Source organism: Mesorhizobium sp. WSM4817, from assembly GCF_055811135.1.
In genome coordinates this window covers 115,743-137,918 of the sequence record NZ_JBVVQQ010000009.1, presented here as the reverse complement: position 1 = coordinate 137,918, position 22,176 = coordinate 115,743, and the positions used below count along the sequence as shown (strand labels likewise).

General features: G+C 63.5%; 22 protein-coding genes. 11 read left to right on the top strand and 11 right to left on the bottom strand.

Annotated features, from left to right (window positions below; all coding sequences use genetic code 11):
* Positions 1 to 15 precede the first annotated feature (15 nt).
* The 5 genes from AC0L2K_RS14990 to AC0L2K_RS14970 form a co-directional block, all read right to left on the bottom strand.
* A complete protein-coding gene (locus AC0L2K_RS14990; protein ID WP_473522846.1) occupies positions 16 to 1,359 on the bottom strand; it encodes a sigma-54-dependent transcriptional regulator in 1,344 nt (447 codons plus the stop codon).
* Positions 1,349 to 2,806: a sensor histidine kinase gene (locus AC0L2K_RS14985; RefSeq protein ID WP_473522847.1), complete on the bottom strand. Its 1,458-nt coding sequence runs from the start codon at positions 2,804 to 2,806 to the stop codon at positions 1,349 to 1,351. The genes AC0L2K_RS14990 and AC0L2K_RS14985 overlap by 11 nt, the downstream gene beginning before the upstream one ends.
* Complete coding sequence (locus tag AC0L2K_RS14980) at positions 2,803 to 3,699, bottom strand: substrate-binding domain-containing protein (RefSeq protein WP_473522848.1); 897 nt, start codon at positions 3,697 to 3,699, stop codon at positions 2,803 to 2,805. Before AC0L2K_RS14980 ends, AC0L2K_RS14985 begins: the two co-directional genes overlap by 4 nt.
* A gap of 253 nt (positions 3,700 to 3,952) precedes the next feature.
* Positions 3,953 to 4,546: a DJ-1/PfpI family protein gene (locus AC0L2K_RS14975; protein WP_287057360.1), complete on the bottom strand. Its 594-nt coding sequence runs from the start codon at positions 4,544 to 4,546 to the stop codon at positions 3,953 to 3,955.
* 137 nt (positions 4,547 to 4,683) lie between these two features.
* The gene (locus AC0L2K_RS14970; protein ID WP_287062165.1) at positions 4,684 to 5,385 is read right to left on the bottom strand and encodes a GntR family transcriptional regulator; all 702 of its coding nucleotides are present in this window, start codon (positions 5,383 to 5,385) and stop codon (positions 4,684 to 4,686) included.
* A gap of 141 nt (positions 5,386 to 5,526) precedes the next feature.
* Between AC0L2K_RS14970 and AC0L2K_RS14965 the strand changes: the two genes are divergently transcribed.
* From AC0L2K_RS14965 to AC0L2K_RS14955, 3 genes are read left to right on the top strand one after another with little or no spacing between them, the layout of a single operon-like run.
* Complete coding sequence (locus AC0L2K_RS14965; RefSeq protein WP_287062167.1) at positions 5,527 to 6,753, top strand: iron-containing alcohol dehydrogenase; 1,227 nt, start codon at positions 5,527 to 5,529, stop codon at positions 6,751 to 6,753.
* An 18-nt stretch (positions 6,754 to 6,771) separates the two neighbouring features.
* The gene (locus AC0L2K_RS14960; RefSeq protein ID WP_473531683.1) at positions 6,772 to 8,259 is read left to right on the top strand and encodes an NAD-dependent succinate-semialdehyde dehydrogenase; all 1,488 of its coding nucleotides are present in this window, start codon (positions 6,772 to 6,774) and stop codon (positions 8,257 to 8,259) included.
* An 11-nt stretch (positions 8,260 to 8,270) separates the two neighbouring features.
* Entirely contained in the window at positions 8,271 to 9,095 is an 825-nt protein-coding gene (locus tag AC0L2K_RS14955) for an alpha/beta hydrolase (protein WP_287225732.1), read from the top strand.
* A gap of 61 nt (positions 9,096 to 9,156) precedes the next feature.
* Here the strand turns inward: AC0L2K_RS14955 and AC0L2K_RS14950 are convergent, their stop codons facing one another.
* The 5 genes from AC0L2K_RS14950 to AC0L2K_RS14930 all read right to left on the bottom strand — a co-directional run bounded on the left by AC0L2K_RS14950 (position 9,157) and on the right by AC0L2K_RS14930 (position 14,089).
* Positions 9,157 to 9,966, bottom strand: a complete 810-nt coding sequence (locus tag AC0L2K_RS14950; protein ID WP_128173307.1) for a formylmethanofuran dehydrogenase subunit C — start codon at positions 9,964 to 9,966, stop codon at positions 9,157 to 9,159.
* The gene (fhcD, locus tag AC0L2K_RS14945) at positions 9,963 to 10,871 is read right to left on the bottom strand and encodes a formylmethanofuran--tetrahydromethanopterin N-formyltransferase (protein WP_128173308.1); all 909 of its coding nucleotides are present in this window, start codon (positions 10,869 to 10,871) and stop codon (positions 9,963 to 9,965) included. The genes AC0L2K_RS14950 and fhcD overlap by 4 nt, the downstream gene beginning before the upstream one ends.
* On the bottom strand, positions 10,859 to 12,490 hold the full coding sequence (locus tag AC0L2K_RS14940) for a formylmethanofuran dehydrogenase subunit A (protein WP_287062174.1): 1,632 nt from the start codon (positions 12,488 to 12,490) through the stop codon (positions 10,859 to 10,861). The genes fhcD and AC0L2K_RS14940 overlap by 13 nt, the downstream gene beginning before the upstream one ends.
* Positions 12,484 to 13,590 (bottom strand): molybdopterin-binding domain-containing protein, encoded by a 1,107-nt coding sequence (locus AC0L2K_RS14935; RefSeq protein WP_287062176.1) that lies wholly within the window; start codon positions 13,588 to 13,590, stop codon positions 12,484 to 12,486. The genes AC0L2K_RS14940 and AC0L2K_RS14935 overlap by 7 nt, the downstream gene beginning before the upstream one ends.
* A gap of 118 nt (positions 13,591 to 13,708) precedes the next feature.
* The gene (locus tag AC0L2K_RS14930) at positions 13,709 to 14,089 is read right to left on the bottom strand and encodes a 4a-hydroxytetrahydrobiopterin dehydratase (protein WP_287062177.1); all 381 of its coding nucleotides are present in this window, start codon (positions 14,087 to 14,089) and stop codon (positions 13,709 to 13,711) included.
* Between the two features lie 159 nt (positions 14,090 to 14,248).
* Between AC0L2K_RS14930 and AC0L2K_RS14925 the strand changes: the two genes are divergently transcribed.
* From AC0L2K_RS14925 to fae, 7 genes are all read left to right on the top strand, one after another.
* Positions 14,249 to 15,217, top strand: coding sequence for a beta-ribofuranosylaminobenzene 5'-phosphate synthase family protein (locus AC0L2K_RS14925; protein ID WP_287062180.1), 969 nt, complete (start codon positions 14,249 to 14,251; stop codon positions 15,215 to 15,217).
* A 41-nt stretch (positions 15,218 to 15,258) separates the two neighbouring features.
* Positions 15,259 to 16,152 (top strand): NAD(P)-dependent methylenetetrahydromethanopterin dehydrogenase, encoded by an 894-nt coding sequence (locus tag AC0L2K_RS14920; RefSeq protein ID WP_287062181.1) that lies wholly within the window; start codon positions 15,259 to 15,261, stop codon positions 16,150 to 16,152.
* Positions 16,130 to 17,278 carry an ATP-grasp domain-containing protein gene (locus AC0L2K_RS14915; protein WP_473522851.1) on the top strand — a complete coding sequence of 383 codons (1,149 nt, stop codon included), beginning with the start codon at positions 16,130 to 16,132 and terminating at the stop codon, positions 17,276 to 17,278. The genes AC0L2K_RS14920 and AC0L2K_RS14915 overlap by 23 nt, the downstream gene beginning before the upstream one ends.
* Positions 17,275 to 18,231 (top strand): methenyltetrahydromethanopterin cyclohydrolase, encoded by a 957-nt coding sequence (mch, locus tag AC0L2K_RS14910; protein ID WP_023797740.1) that lies wholly within the window; start codon positions 17,275 to 17,277, stop codon positions 18,229 to 18,231. Before AC0L2K_RS14915 ends, mch begins: the two co-directional genes overlap by 4 nt.
* An 86-nt stretch (positions 18,232 to 18,317) precedes the next feature.
* Positions 18,318 to 19,286 (top strand): ATP-grasp domain-containing protein, encoded by a 969-nt coding sequence (locus AC0L2K_RS14905; RefSeq protein ID WP_287062185.1) that lies wholly within the window; start codon positions 18,318 to 18,320, stop codon positions 19,284 to 19,286.
* The gene (locus AC0L2K_RS14900; protein ID WP_473531682.1) at positions 19,283 to 20,167 is read left to right on the top strand and encodes a triphosphoribosyl-dephospho-CoA synthase; all 885 of its coding nucleotides are present in this window, start codon (positions 19,283 to 19,285) and stop codon (positions 20,165 to 20,167) included. The genes AC0L2K_RS14905 and AC0L2K_RS14900 overlap by 4 nt, the downstream gene beginning before the upstream one ends.
* A 168-nt stretch (positions 20,168 to 20,335) precedes the next feature.
* The gene (gene fae, locus AC0L2K_RS14895; RefSeq protein ID WP_023797737.1) at positions 20,336 to 20,842 is read left to right on the top strand and encodes a formaldehyde-activating enzyme; all 507 of its coding nucleotides are present in this window, start codon (positions 20,336 to 20,338) and stop codon (positions 20,840 to 20,842) included.
* 267 nt (positions 20,843 to 21,109) lie between these two features.
* Here the strand turns inward: fae and AC0L2K_RS14890 are convergent, their stop codons facing one another.
* A complete protein-coding gene (locus AC0L2K_RS14890) occupies positions 21,110 to 21,808 on the bottom strand; it encodes a HisA/HisF-related TIM barrel protein (protein WP_287062186.1) in 699 nt (232 codons plus the stop codon).
* 55 nt (positions 21,809 to 21,863) lie between these two features.
* Here AC0L2K_RS14890 and AC0L2K_RS14885 point away from each other — a divergent pair, with 55 nt between their 5' ends.
* Positions 21,864 to 22,163, top strand: coding sequence for a hypothetical protein (locus AC0L2K_RS14885; RefSeq protein ID WP_473531681.1), 300 nt, complete (start codon positions 21,864 to 21,866; stop codon positions 22,161 to 22,163).
* Positions 22,164 to 22,176 lie beyond the last annotated feature (13 nt).

The window sequence follows — 22,176 nt, the reverse complement described above, 5'->3', positions numbered from 1 at the left end:
TGCAGCGCCGAAGGTTCAGGTTTCCGAACGCGCTCGCTCGGCAAGACCGAAGCGCGTCATCTTCTCCCACAGGGTCGTTCTCGAAATGGATAGAAGCGCTGCTGCCTTGGCGATCTGGCCTCCAGTTTCTTCAAGCGCACGCTCAATCTGGCGGCGCTCGGCAGCATCGCGGACGTCGGCGAGCGGCACGAATGCGGCGCCGCAAGGCTTGGACGCGTGTTCTGGAAACAGGTCGCCGGGCATGATCCATTCGTTGGTCGCCAGTGCCACCGCCCGGTCGACGCGGTTTCTGAGTTCCCGAACGTTCCCTGGCCAAGGGTGGATGAGTGCTGCTTCCTTGGCCAGCGCGCTAAATCCACGGATGCGGGTGTCCGAGCGGGCGGCGGCATTCTGAAGAAACCGATCCATCAGCCAGTCGATGTCTTCAGAACGTTCTCTGAGCGGCGGAATATGGATCGGCAGGACAGCCAGTCGGAAGTAGAGGTCCTCTCGGAAACCTGTGGGGCCGCCGCGTTGGGCAAGATCACGATGCGTCGCGGTCACAATGCGCGCACGGAAGACGACGGGCGTTTCACCACCGACGCGATGAAAACTTCCATCCTCGATCAGCCTGAGAAGTTTCGCCTGGAGGGGCAAAGGCATGTCACCGATCTCGTCGAGAAACAGTGTCCCCTTGCCTGCACGTTCAGCGTAGCCGAGATGGCGAGCTTGAGCGCCCGTGAATGCACCCTTCTCATGTCCGAATATCTCGCTCTCGAGGAGCTCTGCGGGAATCGCTGCGCAATTGACCGCGATGAACGGCTCGGTACCACGCGGAGAAATCTGGTGGAGCAGCCGGGCCGCCACCTCCTTGCCGGACCCGGTTTCCCCAGTGATCAGCACCGGCAGGTCATGCGCGGCGTAACGATGGAGCAGATCTTCGGCGCGTTGAATGCCGGCAGACTCTCCGAGACAGTAACCGTTCAGCCGGAGTTGGCTTTGCGTCGTCCGTCGTCCGGCATCGATGCGGCGAAGGAACTCGTCCATCGCGAACGGCTTGGTCATGAAGTCGACCGCGCCTGACCGCATTAGACGGACCGCCTGATCGATTTCGCCATGGCCAGTGACGAACATGAAGGGCGGAATGTTCGGCAGTTTGGCGAGTTCGTTGAACACCACCTCTCCAGAGACATCGGGAAGGCAGACGTCGCAAATTACAAGATCGAGCGTGTCAGACTCGCCAGCGATGTCAGAAATCGCCTCACGCCCTGACTGCCACCACGTCACCTGCCAGCCCTCGAGTTCGAGGCGCTGGACGATCGACCCGCCCATGACGGGATCGTCCTCGACGAGGCCTATTCGGGCGCGCTCAGGCGGCATGGGCTTTGACATCCTCCCTGTCGAAGGGAATTGTCAGCGTAACCGCTGTCCCTCCCCTTCTTTTGGCTGCGATACTGGCACGTCCGCCGAGATCGTCAACCACGCGGCGGACCATCCAGAGGCCGAGGCCACGCCCCGCGCGTACGGCCGGACCGGGGTCCTGGTCGATGAGAATCCCCGCGATGTCGGCCGGCATCCCGGTGCCCTGGTCGCCAATTTCGATGTGCAACCGGTCTTCCCAGCTCATCGCCGTCAGCGAAACCGTCCCGTCTTCCGGAGTGACCGCGCTGGCATTGAGGAGGAGGTTGAGGACTGCCTGACGGACGGGACCGCCTCGGATGGGCAATTCCCGCGCACCATTCCATGCGACGCTCCAATCCAGCCGCTGCCGCTTGCGGCGCAATTCCGGCTTGAGCAACAGGCGGACATCGTCCAGATCGGCGGCCGTCATCGGGCGCTGCGATCGTTCCGGCCGATAAGTCGCAAGCGCGGCCTCGACCACGTCGCGAATGCCGGCAAGGCCGCGCTCGATCAGGCTGATGGATGTGTCGCGAACACCGGGGGTTTCGCCATGGGTCTTCAACGTATCCAGTGCGTTGAACAGGCCGCCAAGCGGATTGTTGATCTCGTGCGCCATGCCGGAAGCGAGACGCCCGAGGCTCGACAGCTTCTCTTCCTCGGCGAGCTGCATGGCGAGGTTCGCGCGCTCACGCTCGGCATGGACAAGGGCGTTGTAGCCGCGGAACAGGCCGGCGACCTCGGAGTCCCCGGCCGGGATTTCCCGAGGTGCGATCGGCTCGGCCGCGCCATGCGCGGCAGCGCGCATGTGGTCCTCCAGCATCCGCATCGGCCCGATCATCTGCCTCACCAGCACGAAGCCGCCCAGCGCGAACAACGCTGCAAGCACGCCATTGGTAATGAGCAGGGTGACCAGGATCTCACGGCGCTCGGCAAAGAGATGCGAAACATCGAATGTCGCGTGGATGGTCCCGATCGGCTGACCCTGATAGACGAGATCGCGGTGGGCGAACCCGGTCAACCTGGCCTCGTCGATGGTGACGACATCCGGCCCATAGCGATTGCGGTAATCGGCCGACAATTCGGAATAGGTCGCGATCCGGTTCGGATCGCTGGCTGCCAGCACCTTGCCGTCTGAGCCGGTCACCACGGTCTCGATCGGAGCGAGCGATTTATAGGACGCCGAGGACCTGTCGAGCGCGTCGAACACCTCCCAGACGTCGGCCCGCAACACAGCCGGCACGACCGCTGACGAAAGCCCGTCCAGATAGGTCTCGGCAAGACCGTTGAGGAAGCTTTCCTGTGTCCGCGACAGCCGGCTGAGCACGCGCTCGGAAATGGCCGCACTGATGACCACCATGAGCAAAGCGACAAGGACCGGCACGCGGTAGGAGACGGGAATCGATCGGAAACGCCAAAACAGTTTCATCCGAACTGCCTCACGATTTCCACCTTGGCCGCAATCGCGTCGAAGTGCGACGGACCGGTTGCCACGAACCCGTCCAGACGAAGCAGGGCAAGGACCTTGCGACCCTCGGCATCGTCCTGCATGGAAATCAAGGCCTGCTGCAACGCCCTGACGCGTCGATCGTTGGCGACGGACTTCGGCGACGCTATTGGCGGAAAGCCCAGCCATTCCGACTTGCGCACGATCCTGGTCTGCTTCACCAGGTTCGGCTCGGTCTCACGCATGACCTCGTAGACATAGCCGTCGACGCTGCCCGACTGAGCGAGGCCGGAGGCGACGGCCCTGATGACGTTTCGGTGGCCATAGGTGAAAAAGCTGCGCGCGAAAAAGCTGCCGGCAAGCTGGCGGTTCTCCGCAAGCAGCGCCCGCGTCACCAGAAAACCCGAATTCGAGTCAGGATCCGAGAACGCATGGACGTCGCCTTTCAGTCCGGCCCAGTCATCCACTTTACGATCGGCCGAAGCGATCAGGTACGACTGGTAGAGCGGCTTGCCGTGCCAGACCGGGGTTGCGACAAGGTCGAGATCGGCCTTGAACTGCACGTAGGGATAGCCGCAGATCCATGCCGACTGGATCTGGCCGGAAACCAGCAGCGCGGTGATCTCCTGATAGGTGCGGCGCGTCACGAGCTCGATCCGGCCACCGATCCTGGCGCTGAGATAACTGCGCAGATGGCCAAGCAGTTCGAGATCGTTCGAGAGGAAGACCGGCGTCAGGCCGAATTTGAAAGTCTCTTCTTCGGCGCCAAGCGCAACGGGGGCGAAGACCGCACCCGAAACGGCGGCCGCAATCAGATCACGCCGTGTGATCGGAACGCCGTCGGTGGCCCTGTGCGGGTTGCCTAGGTTCCTCAACAATCGCCTCCCGACCGGAGCGAGAGCGCGCCCGGTCGATCCGATCATATCCGAAAATGCAGAGGTCCAGGAACTGCAAAACGAAGCCGGATTTTGGGCCGGATCTTGGAGCGAGCCGACGCATCCCGTCTGGGATGCATCGGACGATTGACTCACTGCATGTCGCGCAAAAGTGTGCAGCGGCTTTGCGATAACGACATGCAAAAACAACAACCTAAAGCGCGTCGCATGAGGCCGTCAAACGTGGCGCGCTTCAGTTGTGGCGGATTTCCGTTCCCAGCACCTTCAGGCACTCGCGGATGAACGCGGCAAGTGCGGTCCAGCCCTTTGCCGAGACCATCGTTCCGTCGACATAGGCCTCGGTCGGGGACAGGTCGATATAGGTTCCACCGGCGAGGGTCACTTCCGGCTCGCAGGCGGCCAGTGCACCGACTTTCTTGCCACGCACGACGCCGTCGACGGCGATCAGGATCTGGACACCATGGCAGATCGTGAAGATCGGCTTCTCGTTTTCATGGAAATGGCGGACGATCGCCTGCACGCGCTTATCCGTGCGGATGTACTCGGGGCCACGACCGCCCGCGCAATAGACGGCATGATACTGGTCGAGCTGTCTTTCCGCCTCCGAAAAGGTCTTGTTCAGCAAAGCATAGTGGCCGGGTTTTTCGGTGTAGGTCTGGTCACCTTCGAAATCGTGAAGCGACGTCTTGATCAGGTCGCCAGCGTTCTTGTCAGGACAGACAACGTGGACGATGTGGCCGACCGCCTCCATCGCCTGCTGATAGACGAAGATCTCGTATTCCTCGGTAAACTCACCGGTCAACATCAGTATTTTCTTGCCTGGCATGGTCGGTTCCTCTTTTGTGGATGGAAGGCGGGCATTGCACGCGCCCGGCGGCGCGGGTTTTAGAAAAGGGGATCCGGGACGACGCTGCGTTCAGCTTGACGGCGCGGCTCCCGACGGTGACGAACATCGTGCCAGCCTCAATCGAACGCCGGCAGCAAACGATCACGGGAATGCTCGATATGACGGCGCATCGCCTGTTCCGCCGCCGCGGGGTCGGAGGCAGCGAAGGCGGCCAGGATGGCCTGATGCTCGTCGAGCGCTTCCTCGGTGACGCGCGAATGGAACATCAGGCGGAAGATGTGGAAGTGGGTATGCTGGAACGCGAGGGTCTCGCGCACGAGGCCATTGTTTGCAAATTCCATGATCCGGTCGTGGAAAATGGCGTCCTGCCGCGCGAAGTTGGAGTAACGCAGGCGTTCATCCTTGCCTTCGCGGCGCGCCATGCCGCCTGCGGACTCCTCAAGCACCGCAAGTTTCGTATCATCCATCAATGCGGCTGCTTTGGCCGCCGCATGCGGCTCGAGCAGCAGGCGGAGCTCATAGAGTTCGTCAAATCGGCGCCTGGTTATCTGCGGCGCAGCGCGGTAGCCGATCAAATGTGTCTTCAGCACAAGGCCTTCGCCTTCGAGGCGGCCAAGCGCTTCACGGATCGGCGTGTGGGATACGTCGAGTTCCTTGACCAGGCTGTCGACGGTGATCCGTGAGCCAGGCGCGATCTTCAGCGACATGAGTTGCGCGAAGATCGCTTCATACACGTCCTCCACCAGGCTGGTGGATCGCTGGATGCGCCCGCTGGCGGGGTCGACTTCTCGGGCACTGCTTGCGTTCGTGACCTGCATCTTTGCCTCTTGACAGGATCACTGGCTAACACGATGCTTCGCTCAATACAATCCTATATCCTATACGATTTAATAGGGGATGCTTTAGGACCGAGTTCGGCGACCTTTAGCCTTTCCACCATCATCGAGGGACGCAAGACCATGAGCCTTTTCGCTGCCATAAGGCTGCCGCGTGAAATCCTCTTCGGGAAGGGTCAGCGCCATGTCATTGCAACCGTTGCGGCCAGGCTCGGCCGTCGCGCTCTCGTCTGCACGGACGAGCGCTTTGCCGCAACCGCCGCCTTCGCCGAGATCATGGCGGCGCTCGAGGGCGCATCGATCGCTGTGCTGGTGCACGACCGTGTGCAGCCCGATGTGCCGCGCGATACGGTTGCCGTCTGCGTCGAGGAGGCGCGGGAGTTTGCGCCCGACATGGTGATCGGCATCGGCGGCGGCAGTTGTCTCGACATGGCCAAATGCGCCGCGCTGCTCATCAGCCACGGCGGCCTGCTCCAGGACTACTACGGCGAGTTCAAGGTGCCGGGTCCGACGCTGCCGCTGATCGCGGTGCCAACGACAGCCGGCACCGGCTCGGAAGTGACCCCTGTCGCGGTGATCTCCGATCCGGATCGCACCATGAAGGTAGGCATCTCCAGCCCGCATCTGATCGCGGCAGCCGCCATCTGCGACCCGGAACTGACGATGACATGTCCCCCGGGACTGACGGCGATCGCCGGCGCAGACGCGCTGACCCATGCGGTCGAGGCTTTTACCGCCGCCAGGCGCGGCACTGACCCCAGCCTGCCGCAACAGCATGTCTTCATCGGCAAGAGCGCGCTGACCGATCATTTTGCGCTGCTCGCGATCAAGCTGCTTGGCCGCAGTCTCGAGAAGGCCTGCCGCGCCCCCGCCGACGAGGACGCTCGCGCCGATGTGATGATGGGCGCGCTTGCAGCCGGCTGCGCGTTCGGGACGGCCGGAACGGCGGCGGCGCACGCGGTGCAATATCCGGTCGGCGCCCTTACCCACACCGCTCACGGGCTGGGTGTCGCCACCATGCTGCCGTATGTCATGAAGTACAACCGGGCCGCCGCGGCCGCCGAGATGACCGAGATCGGCCTTGCCCTTGGTCTCGACGGCAAGGACCGGAGCACCGCCGAGATGGCCGACGCGACGATCGACGAGATCGGCCGGCTGTTTGCAGCGATCGGGATCACGCCTACGCTGGCCAGGCTCGGGCTTCCCGCCGACAAGCTCGATTGGACGGCAGAACAGGCGCTCGGCATCGACCGTCTCATCAAGAACAATCCGCGTCCTTTCGATCCGGCAGCCATGCGCGGCCTGATCCAGGCCGCCTATGATGGCGACCTCGCCGCCTGTGTCATGTGAGCAATTGAGGAGCAGGCCATGAACATATCTCATCAGCTGCTGGAGGACGAGCAGGACACTGCCGGCTTCCATAGATTCTCCCACGGCTTGTATATTGGCGGCCAATGGCGGCAATCCGCCGACGGCAGGGAAATCCAGGTCGTCGACCCTTCCACGGAAGCGGTGATCGCTGCGGTTCCCGATGCGACGATCGAAGATGCCGCAGCCGCCGTCGAGGCTGCAGCCAAGGCCGCCGATGGCTGGCGCACGACGGCGCCCCGCAAGCGCTCCGAAATCCTCAGACGCTGCTTCGAGCTGATGACGCAGCGTTGCGAGACGCTGGCCACCCTGATCTCGCTGGAAAACGGCAAGGCACTGCGGGACGCGCGTGGCGAGATCGCCTATGCTGCGGAATTCTTTCGCTGGAATGCCGAGGAAGCCGTTCGCATCACCGGCGAATTCGGGATGGCGCCTTCCGGCACCAACCGCATCGTCGTCGACTACGAGCCGATCGGCATCTGCGTCCTTGTCACACCCTGGAATTTTCCTGCCGCCATGGCGACGCGCAAGATCGCGCCCGCCCTGGCTGCCGGGTGCACGGTGATTTTGAAGCCGGCCAGCGAGACCCCGCTCACCGCCTACGCGCTCGCCGCGCTCTACCAGGAAGCAGGTGTTCCGCCAGGGGTTGTCAACGTTCTGACAACCTCCAATCCCGGCCCGGTGACGGCCGCGATGCTGGCCGATCCGCGGGTGCGCAAACTCTCCTTCACCGGCTCGACCGGAGTCGGGCGCGTTCTGCTGGCCGAGGCCGCAAAGCACGTGGTTTCGTGTTCGATGGAACTTGGCGGCAACGCGCCATTCCTGGTGTTCGATGACGCGGATCTCGACGCGGCGGTCGATGGGGCGATGGTAGCGAAGATGCGCAACGCCGGCGAGGCCTGCACGGCTGCAAACCGCATCTATGTCCAGTCCGGCGTTTACGATGCCTTTTGCGAAAGCCTCACCAGGCGGATGTCGGCACACACGATCGGCGCCGGCACGGACGCGGCCACGGAGTGCGGGCCGATGATCACCAGGAAGGCAGTCGACAAGATCGACCGCCTGGTCAACGATGCTGTCGCCCGTGGCGCGCGGGTGCTGTGCGGAGGCAAGGCAGGCTCCGGAACGGGATACTATTATCCGCCGACCGTGCTCTGCGACGTCCCGGCCGAGGCGGAGATGGCGCACGAGGAAATTTTTGGGCCGGTGGCGCCGATCTCGAGCTTCGAAACGGAAGCCGAAATCATCGCGCGTGCCAACAACACCGAATACGGTCTTGCCGCCTACATCTACACGCGCGATCTTGCGCGTGGAATGCGGGTGGCATCCAGGATCGAAGCTGGGATGGTCGCTCTCAACCGCGGCTTGATGTCCGATCCGGCAGCACCGTTCGGCGGGGTCAAGCAGAGCGGCCTCGGCCGCGAGGGCGGCCAGCATCACGGCATTGCCGAGTTCATGGAGGCGAAATACCTCGCCATCAGCATCTGAGCGGAGGAAGAGTGCAAAACGATCCGTTCCGCATCCGCAACCATGTCGCCGATTTTGACAAAATCGTCCAGGACATCGTTCACCGCAGCCAGGCCGTCCGCGCAACCATCCCGATGACAGCGGACATTGCCTATGGGCCGGATCAGACCGAAACCATCGACCTGTTCTTTCCCCCGGGCAAAACAAGCGGCCTGCCGGTGCACATGTTTATCCATGGCGGCTACTGGAGGATGTTCTCCAAGCGCGACTACTCATACGTCGCGGCGACGATTACCCAGGCCGGTGCGATTGCCGCCATCGTCGACTATGCTCTGATGCCCAAGGTCAGGATGGCGACGATCGTCGACCAGGTGCGCCGCGCCAAGCAGTGGGTTCTGGCCCATATCGCCGACCATGGCGGAAACCCGGCAGACCTCACCGTCAGCGGTCATTCGGCTGGAGCCCATCTTGCAACGTTCCTGTTCAACAGCGAGCATAGCCCCTCGAATGTGCGGGCTGCCCTTCTGCTCGGCGGGCTCTACGATTTGAAACCGCTCCAAAACTCCTTTCTCGCCAACGAGATTGCAATCACCGATGAGGAAGTCGCCAGGTTTACACCGCTTGCCCATCGGCATGACCCTCAAACCAGGGCGATGGTTCTGGTCGGAGCCAACGAGACGCCGGCTTTCCATCAGCAAGCAGATCGATTCAAAGTCCACCTGCTGCAGCAGGGTTTGCCGGTAACGTCGCTTGTTCTCGCCAACCGCAACCACATGGACAGTGTCAGAGATCTCGGCCTGCCGGAGAGCCAGGCGGGGGATTGCCTGACGAAACTGATTGCCAACGACGATCGTTGACCCAGCAGACATGCCGGCCATCATCCATCGCGGCTTACCGCAAGGGCGTCAGCAGCACGCCTCAGCGGGGGAAAAGAACCTCACCCATGCCAAGCACCGCGTTGTCACCGCCGTATTTCTGCGGCGCGTTGCCCAGCAGCGGCCGTTTCAAAATACCACTTGCGATCAGATGGCGATCGATGACGGCGGCGAAGACGCTCTCCGGCGCGCCGCATTCGACGAAGCTCGGCGACAGGCTTTTCGGCGCGCGATCGAGCAGGATCGAACCGCGACGCATCAGATAGCCGGGCATCTCGCCGGTGCCGCCGGCCACCACCAGCGTGCCGGCGATCATGCGGCTGCCGGCATTGTCGCCCGAGCCTTTCAGCACCGCGATCAGGCCGCGCCGCATGCGGTCGGCGGCAAAAGCGCCGGCTTTGCCCCTGACGATCAGCACGCCGCCATTCATGCCGGCCAGTTCCCCGGCGAGCGGCGCCCCAAGGTGATCACCGGCGTTGCCGGTTATTTCAAGCCTGCCGCCGCGCATGCCGGAGCCGGCATGCGGGCCTGCATTGCCTTCGATCGTGAGCATGCCGCCGCGCATGGCGTGCCCGGCCTGGGCGCCGGCATTGCCGACGACGCGAACCGAACCGCCCCGCATGGCTTCCGCCACACGGTCGAGGCGCGCGCTGCCGCCTTCGAAGACGATGTCCAGCGGATCGTTGCCGGCGACGCGAAAGATATCGCCGACCTTCGAGCCATGCTTCGACGTGCCGATCTGGATCTTTTCGATATCGCGCCTTTCGATCCCGGCAAGCCGCTCCGGCGTCAGCGCCGACAGGTCAAGGCGCTCGGGCGGCTCGGCGACAAGGGTGAAGGTCAGCGCTTTCACGGCAGCATATCCTTCAGCGAATAGATGAACTTGCCGAGCTTGCCGCCGTAATTGCCGGCGCTTATGCGAACCGCGCCTCGCTTCGGCCCAAGCTCGATGACGGCCTTGATGCCGGCCTTCATCGCGGCGGCAACGGCATCGTTGGTCTCGCCGTCGATGACGATTTCCAGGACGGCGTTGATGTCGGCACCGAGCTCACTCCTGACGACACCGCGCAGTGTCGGCGCATAGGCTTCGTTGGCCGAGGCGATCATGCCTTTGTATTTACCGCCGATCTTGGAACCCGAACGAGCGATGCCGCCCGGAAACGGCACGATCGCGCCCGGCACCAGGCCGATCGCGGCAACCGCGGCCTCGGCGGCAGCCAAGGCCCTGGCGCTGCTTTCAGCCATGACGAAGAAATTGCCGCCGCCGACGGCGCCCTTCGTCAGCCCGGTCGTCGCTTCGCACAGGAATTCGCCGTCCATGACGGGAACGCGCCAAAAATGCCTGCCGCCGATTTTCTTGGAGATCTGCCAGCCGTCGCCAAAATAACGCAGCGCCGAACCGAGCTTCAGCTCGGCGCTGCCCTGCAGTCCGGCGAAGCAGGCGGAACCCGGCGAGGTCAAGACACACTGGCCGACGCGATTGAGCAGTTGTTTCTGCAGTTCGTCTGTTCCCATCGCAAAGATCATCACGCGGCAGCCGGGCCGGCCATCCGGTGTGGCCGATGGCGCCAGTTCGACATCGATTGCCGCTTCGCAGCCGCAGCCGATCACCGAGGTGGCAAAGCCGGTCATGGTGATCGCCGCCTGGCGCGCCCATTTCCGGTTCGGCGCGGTGATGATGATGGCGGTCGCGCGCATGCCGAAGGCCTCGGCAAAGGTATCGTCGATCACTATGCCATTTACGCTCACGTTCGGCATGCAACCTCGCCGAATGGCTGTTCTCGCGCGATCGCCGATTCCGGGAAATTGAACCAGTCCAGCGACAGGCCGTAGCGCTGCTGGTGATAATCCTCCAAGCGCCGCAGCATCGCCTTGTCCGGCGGCGGATTGAGCCTGAGCGCCTTGCCCCAGCGGTAATGGGTGATCTCTCCGTCCTGCACGACGAGATCGCCATCCTTGAAGACATACGCCGCCTGCCCCAGCATTTTCGCGATATTGTCCTCCCTGCGGTAGACAGCGATATCGGCGATAGCGCCGGCGCCGAGATGGCCTCGATCCGTCAGCCCGAGCAGCTTGGCCGGGGCAGCACGCGTCATGATGGCGATTTCCTCGAACGTGTATTCGCGGTCGATTGCGGCCAGGGTGGAGAGCGCTATGGCGGATTTTGGAAGTCCGGCAATCATTTCGGTGCGCGCTTCCCGGCTCATCAGCAGCTCGAACAGGGCCGGATAGGCGGTAAAGGGCGCGCCGTTGGGATGATCGGTGGTGAAGAAGACACGCCACGGATCGTCGATCAGGAGAAAAAGCTCGAGCCCGATCGCCCACTGCATCGTGCCATAGAAATCCTTGCCATAGCGGTAGGGCACGATGCCGCCGCCATTGCCGTCGCCGTCATGAATGACGGATTTCTTCGGTTGCGCACTGCCACGCGCCGAAAACTGCCGCATGACGTCGGAGGAGATGGTGACCGTCTGGCCGAACATCACCTGGCCGATATCGATGGTGACTTCCGGCGTCGCATTGACCAGTTCGGCAAGGCGCGCCGCGGCCGAGGAAAACCTGCGCTTGCCTTCCGTGCCGTAGCCATAGAACTGGAGATGGGCGAGGTGCAGCGGCAATCCTTCCGCCGCCGCGATCGTCGCGGCCGCCGTGTCCGCCGATCCGGGGCTGCCCAGATTGTTGCAATGGACATGCAGAGGATGCGGGACGCCAAGGCTGGCGACGGCCGCCTGCAGCGTCTTGACGATCTTGCGCGAGCTGACGCCATAGGAAGGCACCACGTCGTCCAGCGAGAAGGTGCGGACGTTTTCCTTGAAGGCGGCCGCCGCGCCGGCATTGATCACCTTGACCCCAAGCGCCCGCGTCGAGGCGACCGTCCAGGCGACATAGTCCTCGATCATTTGCGAGGAGGCGTCGTCGCGGATCATCGACAGCAGGAAATCGTCGTTGCCGAGAATGGCGAGCGTCGCCTTGTCGATGATCGGGATGTCGGCCAGTTCGAGATGGGTGTGAAGCGCGGCTCCCGGCGACATCGCCGGCTCGACCACCGTGGTGAAACCCATCTTGGCGTAGAGGCAGCCGGTCTGGAAAGTCGACCAGCCGGCATTGGAGAGCGGCGTCGTCGCCGGCCGCGCCTGGTGCGCGGCGTGCTGCTCCGGCAACAGCAGCCGTGCCGTATTCACGTTGCCGCCGCCGATGTGGGAATGGATGTCGATGGCGCCCGCCATGACGATGCAGCCGTCAGCGTCGATGGTCCGGTCGGCAGCGCCACCCGCCGGCGCCGCAACGATCTTGTCGTCGCTGATCCACAGGTCGCCCTTGCCGAGACGGCTGTTGACCGGATCGATGATGTCGCCGCCGGCGATTTTCGTCAGCATGGCAACGCCGCCTCGGCGGAGACATGACTGGCAACCAACCGGACAACGGTCGCAGCGGAGGGCAGTTCGGACGCCGCGCGCGCGTCGACCGACCGCAGCGATCCGGTGCGGCTGGAATAGACCACCGCCTGATGATCGACGCCCGCTTCGCCGATGGCGATGGTGACCGCAGCACCCGCGACCGGCTCATGCGTATTCGCCAGGGCGATCAGCGCCATGCGGTTCCTTTTCTTCTTCGGCTGGACAATCGAGGACGAGATCCGCAGGTGCAGGTCGGCTTCGCCGGCAGCGATCATGCGCGCGACATCGTAACGCCAGGGATCGAACTCCGGGAAGCCGCGCGCAAAGCCGGTGCGCAGCGGAAAACCGGTCATCCAGGTCGAGGCGAGCGCGCTTCCCCATCCGTTCTCGCTCGCCGGCAGATGCAGGCCGGATGCGCGTGACTTGCGGTTGAGATCGGTGATCAGCCCTTGCAGCATCTCCAGCGCCAGCCCGTCGGTTGCGTCGCCTGAAAACAGGAAGACGGGAAAATGCGCAGCCTCCAGGGCTTTGGCGAAATCGTTGAAATTCGACACCGGCTGCGATGTCTGGCGCCCCCTCCACTGCGCCCTCAGTGCCGCCAGCGTCGCGCCGAGGCCTGCCTCGCCGCAGGACAGCAGCGTCGCCGTCCGCCCGTTGCTCAACCGCGGCGCAGACGTTTCATTCGACCCGACCAGAAAGATCTCGCGCTGATTCTTGGCCGAGAGATCGGGGGCCGAGAGATCGGGAACCGTCTCGGCAAGCTCGCCGACAAATTGATGATGGATCTGCGGGAGTTCGCCGACGATCACCACGACATCGGCGCGCCGGCGCGTCTCGCCGGGCGCGACGGTCATCGCGCCTTTGTCGGTAAAAAGCGCGGCGTCTCGGGAAACTGCCGCGCCATCGGCATGATCATATGCCGCGCCAACCCGCTCAGCCAGAGCGATCGCCGCCCTGGTGCCGTGTATATCCGTATCCAGGCTGAAAACCGGGCACCGGCTTGACCCCAACAGCGCGGCGGCATGTGCGGCCGCGCGCTCGACCAGCGTTTCCCGGTTGCCGATCCAAGCAACCGCCATTCACTACGCTACTTTCTGGTGCCGGCCCGATCCTAGACGAAACTGGATTGGCCGTGAACCCCGCCTGTCAGCAGATTAGCGAATGTTTTCTTACGCCATCAACAAATTCCGACCGCGCTTAATCATATTTGATGTAAGCGAAGCGCTGATCGGTCGGCGGAGTGCCTTCCAGCGCGCCGCCTTCCCGGGCCGGCTGCCACTGGACGACCTCCTCGATCTTTTTGGCCAGCTCGAAGTCCTTGTCGGTGATGCCCTTGGCCGCATGGTTCATCAGGCGCACCTCGACCCAGGCATAGGAAGCCGTGATGTCGGGATGGTGCCATGCCGCCTCGGCGAGATGGCCGACCGTGTTGATGACCATCAGTGTCGATTTCCAGCTGTGGGTCTTATATTTGCGCCGGATCCAGCCGTTCTCGTAATGCCATTTCGGCAGTTCCTTCTCGAGCCGGTCGGCAATCTCGGCTTCCGAATAGACCTTTTCCTTGGGCGTCTCGTTCATCTCGACCTCCGCGAATTGCCCGGTCCGTTCTCGCGCCGAGCCAAAAGAAGATAAAACGAATGCACTCTCTGCGGCTTGCCCCTTCGACGAAAACAGCTATCATGGCGACGGGCACCTAAACTTCCATGATGCGTCTATGATGCACCCATCGGGGGGTAGATGTCGAATTCTGTTACCTTACAAGTGCCCGCCCGCCTGCATCTTGGCTTCCTCGATCTCAACGGCGATACCGGGCGTCGCTTTGGCAGCGTCGGGCTGCCGCTGAGCGAACCCGAAACCGTCGTCACCCTGTCACGGTCCAGCGAGACCATCGTCGAAGGCGCCGAAAGCCGTCGCGCCGGCGAACATCTGGCGACGCTCTGCAGCCATCTCGGCATTCGCGGTCAGCACCGTCTGGTGGTCGAACAGTCGATCCCGAGCCATGCCGGCCTGGGCTCCGGCACGCAGATCGCCCTTGCCGTCGCCGCGGCGCTGCGCACGCTCCACAAACTGCCTCTCGATATCGGCAGCGATGCGACCCTGCTCGATCGCGGCGGACGATCCGGCATCGGCATCGCCAGCTTCGAAAACGGTGGCGTCATTGTCGACGCCGGCAAGGACGACAGCGGCAGGCCGCCGCCGGTCGTGGCGCGACTGCCGTTCCCGGAAGAGTGGCGCGTCATCCTGATCCTCGACCATGGCGGGCATGGACTGCATGGCGATGCCGAGATCGCGGCGTTTCGTTCGCTGCCGCCCTTCCCGGCCTCCGGCAGCGGTGAGATCTGCCGGCGGGTGCTGATGGGCATCATGCCGGCTCTAGTCGAGCACGACCTGCCAGCCTTCGGCGCCGCCGTCGCCGCGATCCAGATGCTGATCGGCACCCATTTCGCCCCGGCGCAAGGCGGCGTGTTCACCTCCAGGCGGGTCGAGAGTGTTGCCCACGCTCTCAACGAAGCAGGCGCGGTCGGCATCGGCCAGAGTTCGTGGGGGCCGACAGGGTTTGCCTTCGCCTCATCGCAAGACGCTGCAGTCAGCTTCGTCAGTGCGGTTCAGCAGGCAGTTGAAGACGGCGTCGAGATCAGGATCGTCAAGGGCAGGAATTCCGGCGCGAAGATCAGTTCGACCAGACTTGATCTCGTCGGCAGCTGACGGCTGGCCAACACGATCAGGTTCAAGAAGAAAGGCGAGAAATGGCCCGCAAACACATCCTGCACATGCTGACGCCGTTGAAGCATATGAGCCCTTTCGACGTGAATATGGCGCTCGATGCAGGTTTCGACGCCGTCGTCCCCTATGTCGATGTAAGCCTGGCAGAGGTGACAGGCCTCGTGCAGGACGCGATCTTTTCGCGCCCGCCCGATGCGGGCGTCGACACCGGCATTTTTATCGCCGGCAAGGACGCCTCGCTGGCGCTCGACATGTTCGACGCAGCGCGAAAAGCGATGGTGCCGCCTTTCCAGGTTTCGGTATTCGCCGATCCGGCCGGCTCGTTCACCACGGCCGCGGCGATGGTGGCCAAGGTCGAAAAAGCGCTGGAGAAGAAATTCGAGCGCGGGCTGAAAGATACCAGGATCGCTGTTTTCGGCGCCACCGGCGTCGTCGGGTTCTGCACCGCCGTCATCGCCGCCAGGGAAGGCGCCCGGGTCACGCTTGTCGGCCATGACGGCATCGAAAGGGTCAAGCAGATCGCGGCCGAGATCAAAAGCCGGTTCAACATCGCCGTCGATGCGGCCGACGGATCGAGCGACGGCCGCAAGACGAAGCTGGTCGAGGCGAGCGAGGTGATCCTGGCGTGCGCCAAGGCCGGCGTCCAGGTGGTCTCGAAAGCCCAGTTGAAAGGCGACGGCCTGCTCATTGCCGCCGACGTCAATGCGGTCCCGCCGGCCGGCATCGAAGGCGTGGCCGTCGATGCCAATGGCGATCCGCTCGAAGCGGCAAAAGCTGTCGGCATTGGTCCGCTCGCCATCGGCAACGTGAAATACAAGGTCGAATTCGGCCTCTTCAAAAGAATGATCGAATCCGAAAAAACCATCACCCTCGATTTTCAGGAAGCATTTTCCCTTGCACGCGAGACTGCCAAATAACGCCGGATCTCTGCTGATCGCGGCGATTTCAGGCCGGGCGCTGGCTGCCGCTGCGCGCCGCGCCGGCTATCGTCCGCTGGTCGCCGATTTCTTTTGCGATACCGACACGGTCGCGCTTGCCGAGCGCGCGACGATGCTGCCGGGCGACCTGCAAGGCGGCATCGACGGCCTGCGCATCATCGAGACGCTTCGGCAACTGGCCGGAGACGACCAGCCGGTCGCCATTGTCCTGGGCTCGGGCTTCGAGCGGATGACGGAGACCGTCGACGAGATCGCGCGCCATTTTCCGCTCGCCGGCAACAGCGGCGTCGCGATCCGCAGGATCAAGGACCCCCAATTGCTGGCAGTCGATTGCGCCGAACTCGGCATCCCGCATCCGGAATTCCGATGGGACCCGCCGCCCGATCCGGAGAACTGGGTGGTCAAGACCGCGGGCGGCGCCGGCGGCGCGCATATCAGACGGGCCGCTGGAGAAACCCCGATATTACAGTGTCAGGCTCCTGGCGGCCGCTATTTCCAGCGTTTCATTGCCGGCCGCAGTGTCTCGGCCCTGTTCGTCAGCGACGGCCAAAGCGCTGACATCGTCGGCTTCAGCCAACAATGGGCGTCGCCTGCCCCGGCAGCGCCCTATCGCTATGGCGGCGCCGTGCGGTTGAGGCGCTTCGATCGCAGACGGGCGGCGATGATCCGCGGCTGGCTTTCAGGTCTGGCGCGTCGCGCCGGCCTGGTTGGATTGTGCAGCGCCGATCTCATTCGCGGGCCGGATGGCTACAAGCTCATCGAGATCAATCCGCGGCCCGGCGCCACGCTCGACATTTTCGACGATGCCGACGCGCCATTGATCGAAGCGCATCTGCGCGCCGCGGCGGGCAAGAAATACCGTCTGCCGCGCTTCGTCGATTCGATGGCATCGATGGTGACCTATGCGGCGGCGCCGATCGCCCGCTTTCCATCGATTGCCTGGCCTGAATGGACTGCCGACCATCAGTCGCCCGGCACCCGACTGATCGCCGGCGATCCGGTCTGCACCATCTTCGCGCGCGGTCCGAGCGCCGATCTGACCAGGCGGCTGATCAAGGGACAAGCCAGCCGATTGCAACACCAATGGGAAGGAGACCGGACATGAAAGACGGTTCGGCATTCCTCAACGACAATGCGCAGCGCATCATCGACGGCATGATCGGCGACGCCGAACGCCTGCGTATCGGCGTTTCCACCGGGCCATTGGGCGAGTGCCTGATCGACGCCGGCGCCAAGGCCGCCGGCGGCGTCGAGGCCGGGCTGCGCATGGCGGAAGCCGCGATGGGCGGCCTCGGCAGCATTTCGGTGTGCATGGACCGTGCGTCGCCAAAATGGCCGTTCACCATCGAAGTGCGGTCGTCGCAGCCGGTGCTTGCCTGCCTGGGCAGCCAGTATGCGGGCTGGAACCTGTCGAGCCAGGATTATTTTGCCATGGGATCGGGACCGGCGCGGGCGCTCGCCCGCGTCGAACCGCTGTTCGAAACACTCTCCTATCGCGACACCGCGTCGTCCGCCGTGCTGATCCTGGAGACGGCAAAACCGCCGCCCCAGGCGATCGTCGAGAAGGTCGGCAGGGCAACCGGACTGGCACCCGAAAAGCTCACCTTCCTCTATGCGCCGACACAAAGCCTGGCGGGCGGCGTGCAGATCGTTGCGCGCGCGCTCGAGGTTGCCCTGCACAAGACCAACGATCTCAAATTTCCGCTGGAGAACGTTGTCGACGGCATCGGCACGGCGCCCATCCCCGCCCCGCATCCGGATTTTCTGACCGCCATGGGCAGAACCAACGACGCCATCATCTATGGCGGCAGCGTCCAGCTCTTCGTAAAAGGCTCGGCGAAAGACGCCAGCGAACTCGCGGAGCGATTGCCGAGCCGCGCCTCGCGCGACCACGGCCACCCCTTCGCCGAAGTCTTCAAGCGGTTCAAGGGAGATTTCTATGCCATCGATCCGCTGCTGTTCAGCCCGGCCGAAGTGATCGTCACGGCGATCGAGACCGGCGATACGTTCCGCGCCGGCGAGCGTGATCTGCAGATGCTCGAACGGAGCCTCGGTTAGACCATGGCGCTGCAATGGATCGGTCTGTCATCCGCCTGCCGGGGCATTCGTTCCGGCTTTCCGTATACCGGTATCCAAGGCGTGACATGATCCCTCGCATCCTGATCGTCAGCGACGTCTCGGACGCCCGCTCCAAGGGCCTGGCGGCAAGGCTGGAGCGGCGCGGCGCCGTGGTCGCAACCGTGCCGCTGGCGGCGATCGCGTTCGACACCGGCAGCCCGAGCGGACTGTCGATCCCCGGTTTCGACGGCGCGCTGCCCGACGCCGTGCTGGTCCGTTCGATCGCCGCCGGATCGTTCGAAGCGGTCACCCGGCGTCTCGGCGTGCTGCACGCATTCGGCAAGCTTTCCATTCCGGTATGGAATTCCGCGCAGGCGATAGAACGCTGCGTCGACAAGTCGATGACCACCTTCCTGTTGAAGAATGCCGGCCTGCCGACGCCGTCGACATTCGCGGTCGAGGGTCTTGCCATGGCCGAAGCGGTCGCCAGACGCGAACTGCCGTCCACGTCGCTGGTGCTAAAACCGCTTTTCGGCGCCCAGGGCCGCGGCATCCGGCTGATCGAAACACTGTCCGACCTCCCCGCCGACGAAGAGGTGGACGGCGTCTACTATCTCCAGCATTACGTGCCGCGACCCGGCCCGCCTTTCCGCGATTTTCGCGTTTTCGTCTGCGCCGGCGAGGTTTTGGCGATGATGAGCCGCCGCGGCGACGACTGGATCACCAACGTCAATCGCGGGGCGGTGCCCGAACTGGTTTCGGGGCAGCTTTCGCTGCATGGCGAAACCGAACTGGCGGCGCTGGCAAGGGCCGCCGCCGCCGCTATGTCAGCGGATTTCGCCGGCGTCGATATCGTGCCGGCGGCCGACGGCAAGCTGTTGGTGCTGGAGGTCAACAGCATGCCCGCCTGGTCCGGGCTTCAATCGGTGGTCGCGGTCAACATCGCCGATGCGATTGCCGACGCCCTGCTGAAATTCCTGGCTGATCGCCCAGCTGATCGCGCAGAGGCGGCGGCGGCGCGACCCTACCGCCTCACCGCGCCGGCGAATTCGTGACCGACGGCATGGCGCTTTCGCGAGAACGCCTCCGGGCTGCCTACAAGGACGCCTGCCGGATGGAGATCGAGGCGCTGAAACCGGGCAACGTCCATCTGTTCGCCGACGGGCACGGCATGTCCGCTGCCCAGTTCATGACCAGCGCCGAGGTCTCGTCCGTCCCGCTGACCGATTCTCGCCTGCCGGTCGGACAGCGCATGCTGGAAGCGGTCCGCGCGACACGCCAGGCGGTCGCGACCAATACCAATCTCGGTATCATCCTTCTGGCAGGGCCTCTGCTATGCGCCGCCGAAATGGCGGGCGCCCAACTGCACGACAATCGACTCCACGACAATCGACTGCACGACAATCTCGACGAGGTGCTGCGCGCGATGAGCATGGACGATACCAGGGCGGTGTTCGAGGCGATCGTCGCCGCCGCGCCGGGCGGCCTCGGAGAGGCGGCGAACGATGTGCGGCAGGAGCCGAAGGTTCATCTGCTCGAAGCCATGCGGGAGGCGGCCGAACGCGACATGATCGCCCGCCAGTATGTTACCGGTTTCGGCGACGTGTTCGGCGTCGGGCTTGCCGCTCTGCAGGCCGCCTTGGCGCGCGGCGAAGGCGGCATGTGGCCAACGGTGTTCGCCTATATGGCGTTTCTCGCCGGCTTCCCTGACAGTCATGTGGTGCGCAACCATGGCGCTGAAGTCGCAAATCAGGCGCGGCAAGAAGCTCTTGCCGTTGAAGCGGCGCTGCATGGCAATGACGACCAGACGTCACGCATTCGTCTGCTCATGGAGCTCGACCGCCGGCTGAAAGCGGACAACGTCAACCCCGGCACCTCGGCCGACCTGACCGTGGCTACTCTTTTAGTCCACACCCTCGGCGTTCAGCTTGCATAATCGCAACGTTGGTGGTTGACTTTCAGGAGCGGAAGCTGGGCTTCCGCGGCTATCCAGCCAACCGGTCCGGATCCCCGGGCGCTGCCAACAAGGATAGCTGTCCATCGAGCGCTCGCTCGGTTTGCGGCGTCTTTGGACACCATAACTGTGTCTTGGAGGAAAATTGGCATGGCAAAGATCTCGAAAGTAATGGTCGGTGAATCGCTCGTAGGAGACGGCAACGAAGTGGCGCATGTCGACCTGCTCATCGGCCCACGGGGGAGCGCAGTCGAAACAGCATTTTGCAACGCGCTGACCAACAACAAGGACGGCTTTACCTCCCTTTTGGCGGTGATCGCGCCCAATCTTCAGTGCAAGCCCAACACCGTGATGTTCAACAAGGTCACGATCAAGGGCGCCAAGCAGGCCGTGCAGATGTTCGGCCCGGCCCAGCATGCGGTCGCAAAGGCCGTGCAGGACAGCGTCGCCGATGGGACCATTCCTGCCAATGAGGCGGACGACCTGTTCATCTGCGTCGGCGTTTTCATCCATTGGGACGCCGCCGACGACGCCAAGATCCAGAAGTACAATTACGAAGCGACGAAGGAAGCCATCCAACGCGCCGTTGCAGGAACGCCGACGGCCGCCGAAGCCACGGATAAGCGGGACCAGGTGAAGCATCCGTTCGCGGCTTAGACAAGAGACAGCCCCGCACAGGCAAAACCCTCCGCGGAGCCGGATGGTCTGTTGCGTCGCCTGAAAAAGCTTCTGGGCCTTTAGAGCACCGGACCAAAAACTGCCCTCGGGCCTGATCCGAGGGTTGAGAACCGGTATTTGGGAATCCGATGCTCCAGCAAAGAGATAGAGCGGCGAGACGATCGACTTGACGGCCCGCCGCTCTACAAGGCCCTGTTTCCGCGGCCGAAGTTCGAGGCCACACGAATGTCAGGTGCCCAGCGTTTGTCATGTGACAAGCGCTGCGAGGTGCCCCGGCGTGAGCGTGCCGTCATGCAGCGAGGTCGCAACCAGCGCCGCGGCGATACCGAGTGACGAAAGGGCGCGAATGTCAGCCTCGTTGCGCACCCCGCCGGCCGCGATGACGGAGCGGCTTCCAGCCTTCGCCTTGATCGCCTCGAGCCGCGTGAAATCGGGACCGGAGGCGGAACCGACCTTGGCCAATGTCATGACGATCAGCTTTTGCGGCCAAAGCGCCGGCTCGTCGAGAAATGATGCCGGACCGCGAAACCCATCGTCGAAGAAATCCAGCGACAGGATAAGCTCCGGATGAGCGCAAAAACGCCGCAACAGCGCGTCGTCCTGCTGCGATTCGGAACCCAGGACCGGGCAAAGCCAGGGCTCGGCAAGTGCTGCCGAGAGGGTATTCTCATCGGCGAAACCGGCGTCGACCCAAAGCTCCGGCGGCTCCGCCATCGCCTTCAGCCGGGCAAGCGCGCCGCTGTTTGGCGTTCCGCCTTCGATGGCATCGAGATCGGCGATATAGAAGGTCGGAAAGGGGTAAAGCCGGCGCAGGCCTTCAGCGACCGCGATGACGTCGGAAGTTTGGCTGAGCGGCGTGACGATCGGCCTGTAGCGATCGCGTTTTCCTTGCTGGGCGCGCACCACTTCGCCGCCTTTCAGGTCAAGAACCGGAATGATACGCAACGCTCTTTTTCTCGGTGACCAACTGCCCCTGACAACTATGATGAAAGCTTGAAGTGTGGAAAAAAGAAAGAGCATCGTTGCCGGCTTCGATATTGGCGGCGCCCATCTGAAGGTGACGCGTGCGCAAGACGGCCGCATCGTCGAGGCTGTAACGATCGCCACGCCGCTTTGGCTAGGGCTCCATACCCTGACCTCGGCATTCGAGGAAACCGCTCCGATCTATGCCGGCGCCGATCTCAACGCATTCACCATGACCGGCGAACTGGCGGACGTCTTTCCCTCCCGCGGCCCCCCCGGCGCGGCCCCCCGGGGAGAGAGTTTAAGGCCCGGGCCCCCCGCAAAACACAATTATTAGGCGCAGGCCCGGG